The following is a 14,048-nucleotide window of genomic DNA, read 5'->3' on the forward strand; positions in this document are numbered from 1 at the left end:
TCACGCCGTCGCGGTCCGCACGCCAGCAGCTATCGCACGGCAGGTAGTAGCCCTCATGCGCTAGGCACTCCTCGGAGCTGTAGACACCCACAGAGGGACCTCGCTTGGGTTCGGCCGGCTGGGCAGCGTCGCAGCCGGCGCAGCGCGGCGGGTAGGGCTCACCCACGTGGCGCTCGCATCGTGTCGGAATACGGGGCATGCGTCCTCCTCGTTTTGCGTGGCGTCGGGGGTAAGAGCCAGCGTCGGGCTGATGGTCTCGCACAGCGGTGCCCCCGAGCTAGCGATGGCTCGGGAGCGCCGTGCGTTGCTGGAGGCCTAGCGAGTCTGGAAGGTCCCGGCGATGCGCTGCTGGTCGGCCTGGCGTGCGGCCTGCTCGACGTTGCGGAGGTCGGCGGGGAGCGAGGACGGCATGCCTCCACCGAATGCCTCCTTGTACCCAGCGCGGTCTTACGTGCTCAGCAGCGAGAGGGTCGCGCCATCGACGCCGAGCACGGGGAGCGCGCGCGTGATGTTGCCCCACGCCTGCTCCACCGCAGCGTCGGCATCGCGCTGTGCGGCGATCTGAGCGTCTGAACCCTCGATCTGAGCAGGAGGCCAAACGCCTGCTCTTGGAGCGCCCAAGCCGCCCCCGAGCCCCCAGGAGCGCCCTTCACACCGGTAAGGCCATCCGGTAGTGCGACGGCGGCGCGTAGGTGGGCTCGTTGGACTCCAGGAGGACGCGAGCGAACTGCTGTCCGGCGGCCACCTTGCGCCCCACAAGATTCAGCAGACCCGTCGCCAGCGCCAGCTCGTCGGCGGTCTTGGGGAACGCGGCGGCGATGAAGTCCGCTCGGGCGGCGTCAAGGTCGGTCCGAACAGGCGGGATCGCCGCGTCGAACTCCTCGCGGGCGGCGCTCGCCATCTCCTGGCGGCGGCGGGCCACAGCCTCGGGGGTCAGGTCGCGGTCGGTGAAGGCCTTGGCCTCAGCGATCTTGCGGCTGAGGTTGGCGAAGGCGGTGCCATAGGTGTGGCTCATGGTTGGTGGTCCTTCTCAGTGGTCCGCGCCGGGATCGGCGGGGAGGTTCTTGGGGGTGATGGGCTTGCCTCCGTGGGCGACCAGGTGCTGGTCCATCAGCGCCAGAAGGCCGAGGTGGTCGTCCGGGTGGTCGAGAGCGTGGCGAGTCATGGTCTTGATGAAGTCGCGACCCTCGGGCGAGAGGCTGAGCTGCTCGTCCACCTCGTCGTCGTGGTCATCGTCCGGGTCGGTCCACTCGCTGCGCCGGTCACGAAGGCGCTCTGCGGCGGCCAGGGCTCGCCTGGCGTCACGGTGCAGGTTGGGAATCATGCGGCGTGCCTTTCGTCTGGGCATCTCTGCGGTCTGGCTCGTGGAGGTGGCTGTCATCGGTCTTCCGGCTGATCCATCCACAGGTGCACGTGAGGTGCTTGGCCTGGCCAGCGCTCTCCTCCCGACTTCTCCTAGTTCTTCCTGACTTGGTTCCTTGGGGGTACGTGGGGCGTACTGCTGAAAGTACGTGTGGTGTACGCCCAGGGGTACGTGCGGCGTACTTCCCAGGGGTACGTATGGCGTACTGCTGGGATCGTCCGCCTCACCCTCGCGTTGGCTTCGCCAGGGCACCCAGGGTGATCTCGAACTCGGCGCTGCGGCCATCTCGTCCTGAGTGCAGACGGGCAATCGCGCCGAGATTCACCAGGCCGGTCACTGCGACCTTGACTCGCTGAAACCCACGGTCACGCTCGGCAGTCTTCGCAGCAGCCTCGGGGTCGGTCGGGTCGGGCTGATCGGGAAGCATGTACCCGAGCGCAAGGGCGGTCGTCTCCCGCGAACCGAAGTAGCGAGGGGGCGTATCGGTGTCGCGTGCGGTGTGAGCCATCCAGAGCAGTACGCGCATCTCGTGGTGCTTGACCGGGTGGATAGCGGCGAAGCCGTACGCCGCGCTCACGAGCTGCACACCCACGCTCAGTCCTTTTTGGGCGCGCCCTCGCCGAGCAGCGCGAGCAGGGCGGGGACCGGCACCACGAGGCGACGGCCGATCCGAATGGAGGGCAGCTCACCATTGCGGACGGCGGCGTACGCAGAGGCGCGGCCGATGCCGATCACCTCTCCGGCCTCCTCGACCGAGATGGCGGCGCGGCTGCGTAGGTCTTGCAGCGTGGCCGTCATCGGGCCTGCTCCGGCTCGATGCGCTGAAGCTCGCGGAGCAGCGCGGCGTAGGCGACGAGGTGCTGGCGCCGGGGGGTCCGAGTGCCGCCCTCCCATCGGCAGATGGTGATGGGCGTCACGTCGAGCGCGACGGCCATGCGGGCCTGGCTCAGTCCGGCGGCCTCGCGGATGGCCCTGGCGAGCGGCGGGGGCGGCAGAGTGGCGTGGGCCCTTGCCTCTGCGATCACTTCGGTATTGGTCATGGTGAAGAGGTTGCACGCCGGAACAGCTTCGGGTCTAGCTCAAACCGCCTCACCCCGTTAGCGCATTTCTGAGTCAGTAGTTCGCCGGCTAGTGCGGACACAATGCGCCTGCGCTAGCGAAGCGCGAACTGTTGCATAAATGGTTACGGCTTGGCTAGTCTCGGGTTGTGAACAACGTGCAGTGGTCCCGATGGGATGTGTGGGAACGGCCGTCATGGCTGACCGCCGAGGAGGAACGCAGCGGCGAGTGGGCTCCAGTCATTGACGAGGAGGGGCGCACGGGAAGCTACGACGTGCGGGTCACCGAGGACGCTCAAGGCCACCCGATCGTCACGGGCAATCCCCGCCACTTCGCCAGCGCTGTACTCACCGACGACTGGCACACCGTGACCGACGAAGAGGGAGTTGCCGGGACCTTCCACGTGCGCATCGGCCGGGACGGACGCGGGCGCCTGGTCATCACAGGGCTGGTCATGGCCGACGACGCTCCGACGATTACCCGGGATGTCCTCCGCGCGATCGAGCCAGCAAGGATCATCGAGACAGTCCGCTGGTGGGAGCTGGACGACGAGAACCCGCGGAAGTCGCGGATGCCTCGCCCGCGCAGCTCCGAGCCAGGCGATGGCTTCCCGCTTCGGTCTCCTGAGGAGATCGCGTTGTCCCCAACTTTCGTTGGGACGGGCGCGGCTGTGGAGTCTGTTGCGCGAGACGCACCGGCCGCGTCTACACGTGGGCGTCCGGGCCCGCCCGAGGCTGACCTAGAGCTATTCCGCCAGTCCTATCTCGTGCACGGCAGAAAGCATCGATGGGTGATCCCGACACAGACGGAGATGCGAAGGAGGGGCTACAAGGGGTCACCGCCCACTCGGGCCACCCTCCAGCGGTGGTTGAAGCGCCTCCAGGCCGAGGGACGACTGCCCGAGAGGACGAGCACCGATGACTGAGACAAAGCGCAGCAGGAAGACGAACCGGGCGGCATTCGGCTCGACGCGGAAGCTCGCGAGCGGACGCTGGCAGGCGCGCTACCCGGACGAGGCCGGGCGACCGATGAACGCGCCGACCACGTTCCCGACGAAGCGGGAGGCGCTGGACCACCTGGCCGCCGTGCAGGCCGACCGGCTCAGGGGCAGCTACATCGACCACCGGTCCGGCGCCCAGCCATTCGGCCCGTACGCTCGCGCCTGGATCGCAGGCGGAGGGTCCAGAGGGAAGCTTGCGCCGCGCACCTCGGAGCTGTATTCGGACATTCTCGCCAGGCAGCTCGACCGGTTCGACGCCATGCCGCTGAGCGCGATTACCGGGCCGACCGTGCGCACCTGGTACGCCGCCACGCGCCGCACGCTGGCGGCTGCGGCGGGCAAGCGGGGCGGCACCGGTGAGACTCGCCTCCGCCAGTCCTACGCGCTGCTGCGGGCGATCCTGGCCACGGCCGCCGACGATCGGCTGATCTCCGAGAACCCCTGCCGCATCGTCGGTGCTGGTGTGGCTCAGAGCCCGGAGCGGCCGCACCTGGAGCCCGCGACCTTCGCCCGCATCGTGGCCGAGCACCCGGCCGATTTCCGCCCCATGCTCGCGCTAGCGTTCGGCGCACACCTACGGATCGGCGAGCTGATCGCTCTGGAGCGCCGCGACCTCGATCTGGAGTCCGGGACGCTAGTGGTTGAGCGCCAGACGATCACGGTCGGCGGCCGGGATGCGACCACGCAGACGAAGACGGGCGACGCGCGCACGGTCACTCTGCCCGCCACCGTGGTGGGCATCATGCGGGAGCACCTGGCAGCCCGGCCAGTGACCTTCGGCAAGGCTCCCCTCTTCGCCCGCCCGGATGGCCGTCCAGTGTCGCGCAGCCAGGTGCAGTGGCAATGGCGGAAGGCGACCAAGGCACTGGACCTCCAGCAGTACCACCCCCACGATGTGCGGCACTGCGGCCTCACCGCTGCGGCCCAGGCGGGTGCGACGCTGCGCGAAATCATGGACCGCGCCGGCCATCGAACGGCCAAGGCGGCGCTGATCTACCAGCACGTCGGCGCCGAGCGCGGACAGGTCATCGCAGCGGGTATCGACGCAGCTCTGACGGGAGTGTCTGGTAGCCCTTATGGCACGCAGGTGGCACGAACAGGTGCGGATCAGGTGGTGTCTCTGCTGACCGCTACTGAGGTATCTACCGACTGACCGGCCATTTCTCGGAGCGGAGGGCTAGGGATTCGAACCCTAGAGACATTTCTGCCCACCAGTTTTCAAGACTGGCTCCATCGGCCGCTCGGACAGCCCTCCCTGCCGCTCCCCGCGGGGAGAGACAGTCGATGGTAACCGACGGACGCGCGGCGGCGGGCGGCGACCGGTGGGGCAGGGGCCGCCGGGTCAGCGCAGGTCGGAGAGGGCGACGGCGACGCCGTCCTCGTGCACGCCGGGGAGGATCGCGGAGGCGACGGCGAGGACCTCGGCGGGCGCCTGGCCCATCGCCAGGCCGGCGCCGTGCTCGGCGGCCCAGGTGAGCATCTCGATGTCGTTGCGGCCGTCGCCGAGCGCGACCACGTCGCTCCGCTCGATGCCGAGGCGGTTCCGGACGAGCTCGAGCGCGGTCGACTTGTTGACGCCGTGCGGGGCGATGTCGAGCCAGGCGGTCCAGCCGATGGCGTAGCTGACCTGGTGCAGGCCCATCCGCTCGACGAGCTCGGTGAACTCCTCGATGCCGGTGCCGGGCGAGATGACGACCACGCGGGTGGACTGCACGCCGAGCAGCTCCTCGAACGGGACGTGCACCGTCTCGGCGCCCATCACCGCCCCGCCGGGGAAGGCCTCGGTGTAGGAGAAGGCGCCGTCGGCGTCCTCGACGGCGTAGTGCGCGTCGGGCAGGTGCCGGCGGATGGTCTCGAGGACCTCGGTGGGGTCGAAGGTCTCGACGACGTCGGGGCGGTAGCCGCCCTCCGCCTCGGGGTCGCGGCGCAGGGTGACGGCGCCGTTGCAGCAGATCACGAACTCCGGAGCGATGCCCAGCCGCGCCACGACGGGCAGCGTCGTCGACGGCGAGCGGCCGGTGGCGAGCATGACCTCGTCGCCCTGGGCGACCACTCGCGTGATCGCCTCGACGACCGCGTCGGTGATGGTGCCGTCCTCGTGCATGACGGTGCCGTCGATGTCGAGGGCGACGAGGCGGCGACCGGAGGCGCGACCCGCGCTCATGCGGTGCGGACCGGCTCGAGGACCTCGAGGCCGCCCAGGTGCGGGCGCAGCGCCTCGGGGACGAGCACCGAGCCGTCGGCCTGCTGGTGCGTCTCGAGCAGGGCGACGATCCAGCGGGTGGTCGCCAGGGTGCCGTTCAGGGTCGCGACCGGCGCCGTCTTGCCCGACTCGGTGCGGTAGCGGGTGTCGAGGCGGCGGGCCTGGAAGGTGGTGCAGTTCGAGGTGGAGGTCAGCTCGCGGTAGGCGTCCTGGGTGGGCACCCAGGCCTCGACGTCGAACTTGCGCGCAGCGCTCTGGCCGAGATCGCCCGCGGCGACGTCGATGACGCGGTAGTGCAGGCCGAGACTCTGCAGCACGCCCTCCTGATGCGCGAGCAGGCGCGCGTGCTCCGCCTCCGCGTCCTCGGGCAGCGTGTAGACGAACATCTCGAGCTTGTTGAACTGGTGCACCCGGATGATGCCGCGGGTGTCGCGCCCGCCCGAGCCGGCCTCGCGGCGGTAGCAGGTGCTCCAGCCGGCGTAGCGCTTCGGGCCGCCCGCGAGGTCGAGGATCTCGTCGGCGTGGTACCCGGCGAGCGCCACCTCGCTGGTGCCGGTGAGGTAGAGGTCGTCGTCGCGGAGGCGGTAGACCTCGTCGTCGTGCTCGCCGAGGAAGCCGGTGCCGTCCATGATCTCGGGGCGGACGAGCGTCGGCGTAATCAGCGGGGTGAAGCCGGCCTCGAGGGCGCGCTCCAGTCCGAGATTCATCAGCGCGATCTCGAGGCGGGCGACGAGGCCCTTGAGGAAGTAGAAGCGCGCGCCGCTGACCTTCGCGCCGCGCTGCATGTCGATGCCGTCGAGCAGCTCGCCGATCTCGAGGTGGTCGCGGGGCGCGAAGTCGAAGACCGGGCGCTCGCCGACCGTGCGCACGAGCTCGAACTCGTCCTCGCCGCCGGCGGGCACGCCGTCGATGATCGGGTTGGCCAGGCGCTTCACCAGCGAGCCGAAGCGCTCGTCGGCCTCGGCGGCCTCCTGCTGCGCCTGCTTGGCGGCGGCGGCGAGGCGCTGCGCCTCGGCGACCAGGGCCGCCTTCTCGTCCTTCGGTGCCTTCGCGACGGTCTTGCCGAACGCGTTCTGCTCGGCTCGGAGGCGCTCGGCCTCGGTGATCGCGGACCGGCGCACGCGGTCGGCCTCGACGGCCTCGTCGACGAGCTCGACGGAGTCGCCGCGCGCCTCCTGCGAGCGCTTCAGGACGTCCGGGTTCTCGCGGAGAAGTACGGGATCAATCACCAGAGCAGTTTAGAGGGGCCGGGAGGCGCGCCTGAGGATCGGCCGGGCGGACCGATCCGGCGGGATCGGGGCTGCGAACCACTTCTGCGCCCCCCGACCCCGAGGACGGCGCCGCCCCCCGTGTCCCCTCGCGAGGACCGCGCCTCCCCACCTCCACCCGAGAGGCCCCGCCATGACCCTCCAGACCCCGACCGTGCGCCTCGAGCGCACCGGCCCCGTCGCGCGCCTCGTGCTCGACCGGCCCGACGCGCTCAACGCCCTCGATCTCGAGACGGCCCTGCAGCTGGTGCGCGCCCTGATCCGGCTGAACGCCGACCCGAGCTGCACCGTCGTCGTCGTGGAGTCCGCCGGCCGCGCCTTCTGCACCGGCGGCGACGTCTCGGCGATCCTGGGCGCCGATCGCCCCGACGAGTACCTCCGCGACCTGGCGACGACCGCCGGCGAGGCGTTCCGCCTCCTCGGCGAGAGCAGCGCCGTCGTCGTCTGCGCGATCGACGGCGTGGTCGCCGGCGCGGGGATCGCCTTCGCCCTCGCCGCCGACATCGTCGTCGCGACGCCCGCCGCCACCTTCGTCAGCGCCTACGGCGACGTCGGGCTCGTCCCGGACTGCGGCGTCACGGCGACCCTGCCCGCGACGATCGGCCGCCGCCGCGCCCTCGACTTCGTGCTCTCCGGCCGCTCGGTCCGGGCCGCCGAAGCGCTCGAGTGGCAGCTGGTCACCGAGGTCGTGCCCCGCGCCGAGCTCTCGGCCCGCGTCGAGGAGCGCGTCCGGGCGCTCGCCGCCCGCCCGCCGCTCGTGGCGGCCGCGGCCAAGCGCCTCCTGAACAGCGAGCCGCTCGGCCTGCGCGAGCGGATCGAGGAGGAGACCGGCACCCTGATCGAGCTGCTGGCGACCGAGCGCACCCGCGCACTGCTCGACGCGGAGCACGAGCGGCAGCAGCGCCGCCGGACCCGCGGCACCGTCGCGGTGTGACCGGCGCGGGCGCCGCCGGCTGATCGCGGGCGGTGTCAGGACCGGGCGACGAGCCCGGCCAGATCGCGGATCGACGCCGCTCCCGACTGCCGCAGCAGCACCCGGAACTCGGCGTCGAGAACGCCGAGCAGCGCGGCGACCTCGTCGGCGCCACCCGCGGCGAGCGCCCACATCAGCGGCCGTCCGACGAAGACCGCCCGCGCCCCGAGCGCGAGCGCCGCGAGCACGTGCCGGCCCGAGCGGACGCCGCTGTCGACGTAGACCTCCGCGTCGGCACCGACCGCCGCGGCCACCTCGGCGAGCGCCCCGACGGCGGTGATCGAGCCGTCCATCCGCCGGCCGCCGTGGGTCGAGACGACGACACCGGAGGCGCCCGCGTCGACCGCGCGCCGCGCGTCCTCGCCGCGAAGCACGCCCTTCACCAGGACCGGCAGACCGCTCACCGAGCGGAGCCGGCCGATGTCGTCGAGTCCCGGGTTCGGCACGGGACGGCCGAGGACCAGGGCGCGCTCCTGCTCGGTCAGGTTGCCCAGCCTCGCCTTGCCTGGGATCTCCGGCCAGGTCAGCGGCTCGATGCCGGGGCGCTCGCCGCGCAGCACCGGCATCTCGACCGTGAGCATCAGAGCGCGGGCGCCGTGCTCAGCGGCCCGCTCGACGAGCGCGTGCGTCACGTCGCGGTCCGCGAGCAGGTAGACCTGGAACCACCACGGCGCACCCGCCGCAGCGATCCGCTCGAACGGCAGCGCCGTGTTCGTGGAGACGCCGAGCAGGGTGCCGGCGCGCGCCGCCGCCTCCGCCATCGCGATCTCGCCCCGCGGGTCCGCGGCGTTCTGCTGCGCCATCGGCGCGACCAGCACCGGGCCGCGGACCTCCGTGCCGAGGACAGTGGTCGTGGTGTCGCCGTCGAGCTCGCCGTTCAGGGCCGCCGGCCGGAACCGGATCGCGTCCCAGGCCGCGAGGTCGGCGTCGCGCTCCCCCCGGCCGCCCGCGACGGCGCCGTAGTAGTCGGCGACGAACCAGGGCAGGACCTCGCGGGCGCGCTCCTCCAGCTCGGCGACGAGTCGGCGGGTCGGTGCGCTGTCGCCGGACATGGGCGGCCTCCACTTCGAGGGCGCCGGTGCGGCGCGGGGGCGGGCCGGGAGGGTCCGCCGCGGCTCGACCCTACCCGCGGCCGTCGCGCCGCGATCGGAGGGGCGCGGTGCCGCCGGGTCGGCTACGGTGGTCCCTGCGAAGGGGAGTAGTTCCCACCGTCCGCGGAGCGGACGACGAGGCGCGTCGACATGCTGGTCCGGAGAGTCCCGGACCCGGCCCGCCACCCGGATCCTCGCGGAACCGGGCGAACGAGACCTTCGGTCAGTCGACACGTGTCCTGACCGGTCCTCTCGCGCGGGTCGGCCGGGGTGCCGAACCCAGGAGATCCCATGGCGACCACCGCCCGAGACACCCCTTCCTCCCCCACCCCCGTGCAGATCCGCCGCTGGCGGCGCTACCTCGCCGACGAGCTCGCCGAGGCCGCGAGCTACCGAGATCTCGCACAGCGCCGCACCGGCGAGGAGCGCGAGATCCTGCTCGCCCTCGCCGCGGCCGAGGGGCGGCACGAGGAGCACTGGCGGGAGCTGCTCGGGTCGGCCGCCGAGCCGCAGCCCCGGCCCGACCTGCGCACCCGCCTCCTCGGCTTCCTGACCCGGCAGTTCGGCTCGGTCTTCGTGCTCGCGCTGATCCAGCGCGCCGAGGCCCGCTCGCCCTACGCCGACGACGACGACGCGACGGAGGCGATGGCCGCCGACGAGCGGATCCACGGCGAGGTCGTCCGCGGGCTCGCCGAGCGCGGCCGCAACCGGCTCTCGGGCACCTTCCGCGCCGCGGTGTTCGGCGCCAACGACGGCCTGGTCTCGAACCTGGCCCTCGTCCTCGGCGTCGGCGCGAGCGGCGTCGGCACCGGGGTCGTGCTCTTCACCGGCATCGCCGGGCTGCTGGCCGGCGCGCTCTCGATGGGGGCCGGGGAGTTCGTCTCGGTGCGCTCGCAGCGCGAGCTGCTCTCCGCCTCCTCCCCCGACCTCGACACCAACCACGTCGTCTCCGACCTCGACGTCGACGCCAACGAGCTGTCGCTGGTCTACCGCGCGCGCGGGCTCTCGCAGGAGGACGCGGACGCCCGCGCCGCCCGCGTCTTCGCGGGACTGCGGGGCGGCGCGGCGCCGACCTCGCCGATCACCATCGGCGGGCCGAAGGCCGACCCGTCGATCGACGAGCACGAGTCGATCGGCACGGGGATGGGCGCGGCGCTGTCGAGCTTCTGCTTCTTCGCCTCGGGCGCGATCATCCCCGTGCTGCCCTACCTGCTCGGGATGTCGGGGCTGGCCGCGGTGGTCCTCGCGTCCGTCCTGGTCGGCCTGGCGCTGCTCGCGACCGGCGCGATCGTCGGCCTGCTCTCCGGCGCGCCGCCCCTCGCCCGCGCGCTGCGCCAGCTCGGCATCGGCTACGGCGCGGCGCTCGTCACCTATCTGCTCGGGCTGCTGTTCGGCGCGTCGGGGGTATAGGGGGCATTGCTCCCACTTCCGCCGGAAGTGCTGACGACGGTGGGTCTCGCTACGCCCCTGCGGGGCTGCTCGACCAGCATGCTTGGGCGATCTCGCGCTCTGACGCATCGACAGCAGCCCATGCTGATCGAGTAGCGCGCGCAGCGCGCGTATCGAGATCCCCCTCAACCGGAGGCGCCGGCGTCAGTGGGTCGTCGCCTCGGCCTCGGTCTCGACGTCGTCGGAGGGCGCCTGCTTCGCGGGCCGGGCACGCCAGCGCAGCGCCGCGACGCCCATCGCCAGCAGCAGGGCGAAGGGCAGGCTGCCCAGCAGCGGGATCGAGGCGTAGTAGGTGATCTGCCGCTGGATCCACTCCGGTGACGGGGTGTCGGAGTCGCCGTAGTACGACGCGGGCGGCGAGGAGTAGCCGCTGTAGAGCAGCGCGACGCCGAGCACGCTGCCGGCGAGCCCCGCGAGCAGCAGGGCGAGCAGCCAGGGGTTCCGCCAGAGCGGCGCAGAGGGCTCGACGGCGGCGTCGACGCGGCGGGCGGGCGCCTCCTCTCGGGCGGCGTCCGCGAACGGCTGCACGATGGGCGCCGCATCGGCGTCGGACGGCAGGCGCACGGGCGGACCGGCGGGGGCGGGACTCTCGGCGGCCCGCCGCGAGCGCCGGCTGTCGGTCGCGACCTCGGCGAGCGCGGGCGGCCGCCGGCGGGCGATCCCCTCCGGCGCCATGCCCGGCCGCGCGAAGGCGCGCTCGTCGCCGCGCACCCGGTCCACTCCCCCGGCGAAACCCCGCTGGAAGGCGGCGTCGTACCGCGGATCGACGCGCTCGCGCTCGGCTCCGCCTCGTTCAGTCATCGTCGACCTCCGGTTCGCTGCCCAGGATCCCGCGCAGCCAGTCGCGGGCCTCGATGAACACCTCGTCGTCGTAGCGTCGCACGTACGAGACCGGACGGCGATCCGCACGGGGATACGAGCCGAGGAAGATCACCCGCGGACTGAAGCGGCGGAGGCCCAGCAGGGCGTCGGCGACCCGCTCGTCGTGCACGTGGCCGTCGAGGTCGATGACGAAGCGGTAGCGGCCGAGGGCGTCGCCGATCGGCCGCGACTGGATCATGCTCAGGTTCACGCCGCGGGTCGCGAACTGCTCGAGCATGTCCAGCAGCGCGCCGGGGGCGTCGGAGGGCAGCTCGACGATCAGGCTGGTCTTGTCGGCGCCCGTCGGCTCGGGCAGCACCCGTGAGCGCGAGACGTGCACGAAGCGGGTGACCGCGTTCGGGTTGTCGCCGATCCGCTCCGCGAGCACCTCGACGCCGTGGTGGCGGACGATGCCCGGCGGCGCGATCGCGGCCTGGGCGGGCGAGCCGGCGAGCAGGTCGATCGTGGCCTGCACGTTGCTCGACGCGGGCAGGTGCTCGTGGCTCGGGATCGTCCGGTCGAGCCACTCGCGGCACTGGCCGTAGGCGACCGGGTGGGCGGCGACGATCCGCACGTCCTCGAGCCGCGCCCCCGGGCGGCCGACCAGGATGAACGACACCGGCACGAGGTACTCGCCGACGATCCGCACGCCCGGGATCTTCGCCAGCGCGTCCTGCGCCGCGGTCACCCCGCCCTCGACCGAGTTCTCGATCGCGATCACCGCGCCGTCGCTGCGCCCCGAGACGAGGTCGTCGAGCGCCTCGCCGACGTTGCCGACACTCCGCCAGACGTGCCCGCGCGCCTCGGGCACCTGCGCGAGCGCCGCCTCCGTGAACGTGCCGGAGGGCCCGAGATAGCTGTAGGTGCGGGGGGCGGAGGCGGTGTCGGGGACACCGTCGGAGGCGCGGTCGGGCATGGCGGACAGCCTAGCCAGCGCCTGTCCAGCCGGTATCGCGGCCCCGGCGCGACTGCCACTATGGACCCCATGACCGATCGCGCAGGGAAGCCGGCAGAGGCCTCCGATCTCATCGACGTCGAGGCCCTCGTGAGGGCGTACTACGAGAAGAAGCCGGACGTGTCCGACCCCTTGCAGAAGGTGGTCTTCGGCACCTCCGGGCATCGCGGCTCGTCGTTCGACACCGCCTTCAACGAGGACCACATCGCAGCGGTGACGCAGGCGATCGTCGAGTACCGGACGAACGAGGGCATCACCGGGCCGCTCTTCATCGGCGCCGACACCCACGGCCTCTCGCGTCCGGCGCTGACGACCGCGCTCGAGGTGCTGGTCGCCAACGAGGTGCGGGTGCTCGTCGACGAGTTCGACGACTTCGTGCCGACGCCCGCGCTCAGCCACGCGATCCTCCGCTACAACAACGACCCATCGCACACCGACCGCGCCGACGGCATCGTCGTCACGCCCTCGCACAACCCGCCCCGCGACGGCGGCTTCAAGTACAACCCGCCGCACGGCGGCCCCGCCGACTCCGACGCCACCTCCTGGATCGCGAACCGCGCCAACGAGCTGATCGCCGACGGCAACCGCGACGTGAAGTCGGCCGAGCCGAGCGCCGTCGAGACCTACGACTACCGCACCCACTACGTCGCCGACCTGAAGAACATCATCGACATCGACGCGATCAAGAAGGCCGGGGTGAGGATCGGCGCCGACCCGCTGGGCGGTGCGTCGGTGCACTACTGGCAGCTGATCGCCGAGATGTACGAGCTCGACCTCACGGTCGTCAACGGCGAGGTCGACCCGGCCTGGGGCTTCATGACCCTGGACTGGGACGAGAAGATCCGGATGGACCCGTCGTCCCCCAGCGCGATGGCCTCGGTCGTCGCCCGGGCCGGCGACTACGACATCCTCACCGGCAACGACGCCGACGCCGACCGCCACGGCATCGTCACGCCCGACGGCGGCCTGATGAACCCCAACCACTACCTCGCGGTCGCGATCGACTACCTCTACCGCCACCGCTCCGGCTGGCGCGAGGACGCGGCGATCGGCAAGACGCTGGTCTCCTCCTCGATCATCGACCGGGTCGCGGAGTCGCTCGGCCGCCGCCTCTGGGAGGTGCCGGTCGGCTTCAAGTGGTTCGTGCCCGGGCTGGTCGACGGCTCCGTCGGCTTCGGCGGCGAGGAGTCGGCGGGTGCGTCGTTCCTCCGCTTCGACGGCACCGTCTGGACGACCGACAAGGACGGCATCCTGCTGGCGCTGCTCGCCTCGGAGATCGTGGCCGTCACGGGCAAGAGCCCGTCGGCGCTGTACCGCGAGCTGACCGAGCGCTTCGGCGACCCGGTCTACGAGCGCGTCGACGCCGTCGCCACGAAGGCGCAGAAGGCGGCGCTCGGCAAGCTCGACGGCGACGCCATCTCGGCGACCACCCTCGCCGGCGAGGAGATCGTCGCCAAGCTCTCGAAGGCTCCCGGCAACGACGCGGCCGTCGGCGGCGTCAAGGTCGTCACCGAGAACGCCTGGTTCGCCGCGCGCCCCTCCGGCACCGAGGACGTCTACAAGATCTACGCCGAGTCCTTCCGCGGCCTCGACCACCTGCACGAGGTGCAAGCCGAGGCCCGCACCATCGTCGACGCGGCCCTCGGCTCCTAGCCCGCGCGGCACGCCGCCGAGTCGCCCGAGAAGGCTCGTTCTCCACCCCGGGAACGAGCCTTGTCGGCGAGTGGGCACTCCCACTCCTGATGACGGGGATCTCGATACGCCCGCTGCGCGGGCTACTCGATCAGCATGGACTCGCCACCCGCCTGCCCAGCGCAAGGGCCCGC

15 protein-coding genes and 1 tRNA gene are annotated in these 14,048 nt (G+C 72.0%); 5 read left to right on the top strand and 11 right to left on the bottom strand.

What is annotated here, in order from left to right; translation table 11 throughout:
* Window positions 1-649: 649 nt before the first annotated feature.
* The 5 genes from HRK28_RS05495 to HRK28_RS05515 form a co-directional block, all read right to left on the bottom strand.
* Window positions 650-1,015: a hypothetical protein gene (locus tag HRK28_RS05495; protein ID WP_173250640.1), complete on the bottom strand. Its 366-nt coding sequence runs from the start codon at window positions 1,013-1,015 to the stop codon at window positions 650-652.
* Between the two features lie 15 nt (window positions 1,016-1,030).
* On the bottom strand, window positions 1,031-1,324 hold the full coding sequence (locus HRK28_RS05500) for a hypothetical protein (RefSeq protein WP_173250641.1): 294 nt from the start codon (window positions 1,322-1,324) through the stop codon (window positions 1,031-1,033).
* 262 nt (window positions 1,325-1,586) lie between these two features.
* Window positions 1,587-1,955, bottom strand: coding sequence for a hypothetical protein (locus HRK28_RS05505; protein WP_173250642.1), 369 nt, complete (start codon window positions 1,953-1,955; stop codon window positions 1,587-1,589).
* 2 nt (window positions 1,956-1,957) lie between these two features.
* Window positions 1,958-2,161: a helix-turn-helix domain-containing protein gene (locus tag HRK28_RS05510; RefSeq protein ID WP_173250643.1), complete on the bottom strand. Its 204-nt coding sequence runs from the start codon at window positions 2,159-2,161 to the stop codon at window positions 1,958-1,960.
* Window positions 2,158-2,403 (bottom strand): helix-turn-helix transcriptional regulator, encoded by a 246-nt coding sequence (locus tag HRK28_RS05515; RefSeq protein WP_173250644.1) that lies wholly within the window; start codon window positions 2,401-2,403, stop codon window positions 2,158-2,160. Before HRK28_RS05515 ends, HRK28_RS05510 begins: the two co-directional genes overlap by 4 nt.
* A 167-nt stretch (window positions 2,404-2,570) precedes the next feature.
* On the opposite strand from HRK28_RS05515, the gene HRK28_RS05520 reads away from it, so the two are divergent.
* Together HRK28_RS05520 and HRK28_RS05525 are read left to right on the top strand one after the other, a co-directional pair.
* Window positions 2,571-3,347, top strand: coding sequence for a hypothetical protein (locus HRK28_RS05520; RefSeq protein WP_173250645.1), 777 nt, complete (start codon window positions 2,571-2,573; stop codon window positions 3,345-3,347).
* Window positions 3,340-4,575, top strand: coding sequence for a tyrosine recombinase XerC (locus HRK28_RS05525; protein ID WP_173250646.1), 1,236 nt, complete (start codon window positions 3,340-3,342; stop codon window positions 4,573-4,575). The genes HRK28_RS05520 and HRK28_RS05525 overlap by 8 nt, the downstream gene beginning before the upstream one ends.
* Window positions 4,576-4,592: 17 nt before the next feature.
* Here the strand turns inward: HRK28_RS05525 and HRK28_RS05530 are convergent.
* The 3 genes from HRK28_RS05530 to serS form a co-directional block, all read right to left on the bottom strand.
* Window positions 4,593-4,677: transfer RNA gene (locus HRK28_RS05530), tRNA-Ser, on the bottom strand.
* Window positions 4,678-4,764: 87 nt separating this feature from the next.
* Window positions 4,765-5,586 (bottom strand): HAD family hydrolase, encoded by an 822-nt coding sequence (locus HRK28_RS05535; RefSeq protein ID WP_173250647.1) that lies wholly within the window; start codon window positions 5,584-5,586, stop codon window positions 4,765-4,767.
* Complete coding sequence (gene serS, locus HRK28_RS05540; RefSeq protein ID WP_160087545.1) at window positions 5,583-6,854, bottom strand: serine--tRNA ligase; 1,272 nt, start codon at window positions 6,852-6,854, stop codon at window positions 5,583-5,585. The genes HRK28_RS05535 and serS overlap by 4 nt, the downstream gene beginning before the upstream one ends.
* Window positions 6,855-7,026: 172 nt before the next feature.
* Between serS and HRK28_RS05545 the strand changes: the two genes are divergently transcribed.
* Window positions 7,027-7,827 (top strand): enoyl-CoA hydratase/isomerase family protein, encoded by an 801-nt coding sequence (locus HRK28_RS05545; protein WP_173250648.1) that lies wholly within the window; start codon window positions 7,027-7,029, stop codon window positions 7,825-7,827.
* Window positions 7,828-7,862: 35 nt separating this feature from the next.
* Here HRK28_RS05545 and HRK28_RS05550 read toward each other — a convergent pair whose 3' ends face one another.
* Window positions 7,863-8,918 (bottom strand): alpha-hydroxy-acid oxidizing protein, encoded by a 1,056-nt coding sequence (locus HRK28_RS05550; RefSeq protein ID WP_173250649.1) that lies wholly within the window; start codon window positions 8,916-8,918, stop codon window positions 7,863-7,865.
* Between the two features lie 330 nt (window positions 8,919-9,248).
* On the opposite strand from HRK28_RS05550, the gene HRK28_RS05555 reads away from it, so the two are divergent.
* A complete protein-coding gene (locus HRK28_RS05555) occupies window positions 9,249-10,367 on the top strand; it encodes a VIT1/CCC1 transporter family protein (protein ID WP_160087539.1) in 1,119 nt (372 codons plus the stop codon).
* 183 nt (window positions 10,368-10,550) lie between these two features.
* On the opposite strand, the gene HRK28_RS05560 is transcribed toward HRK28_RS05555, so the two are convergent.
* Together HRK28_RS05560 and pheA are read right to left on the bottom strand one after the other, a co-directional pair.
* A complete protein-coding gene (locus HRK28_RS05560; RefSeq protein WP_173250650.1) occupies window positions 10,551-11,207 on the bottom strand; it encodes a hypothetical protein in 657 nt (218 codons plus the stop codon).
* Window positions 11,200-12,183 carry a prephenate dehydratase gene (gene pheA / locus HRK28_RS05565; protein ID WP_160087535.1) on the bottom strand — a complete coding sequence of 328 codons (984 nt, stop codon included), beginning with the start codon at window positions 12,181-12,183 and terminating at the stop codon, window positions 11,200-11,202. The genes HRK28_RS05560 and pheA overlap by 8 nt, the downstream gene beginning before the upstream one ends.
* Before the next feature lie 69 nt (window positions 12,184-12,252).
* Between pheA and pgm the strand changes: the two genes are divergently transcribed.
* Window positions 12,253-13,875: a phosphoglucomutase (alpha-D-glucose-1,6-bisphosphate-dependent) gene (gene pgm, locus HRK28_RS05570; protein WP_160087533.1), complete on the top strand. Its 1,623-nt coding sequence runs from the start codon at window positions 12,253-12,255 to the stop codon at window positions 13,873-13,875.
* Window positions 13,876-14,048: the final 173 nt, after the last annotated feature.

This window comes from Rathayibacter sp. VKM Ac-2835 (assembly GCF_013266705.1).
GTDB lineage: Bacteria > Actinomycetota > Actinomycetes > Actinomycetales > Microbacteriaceae > Rathayibacter.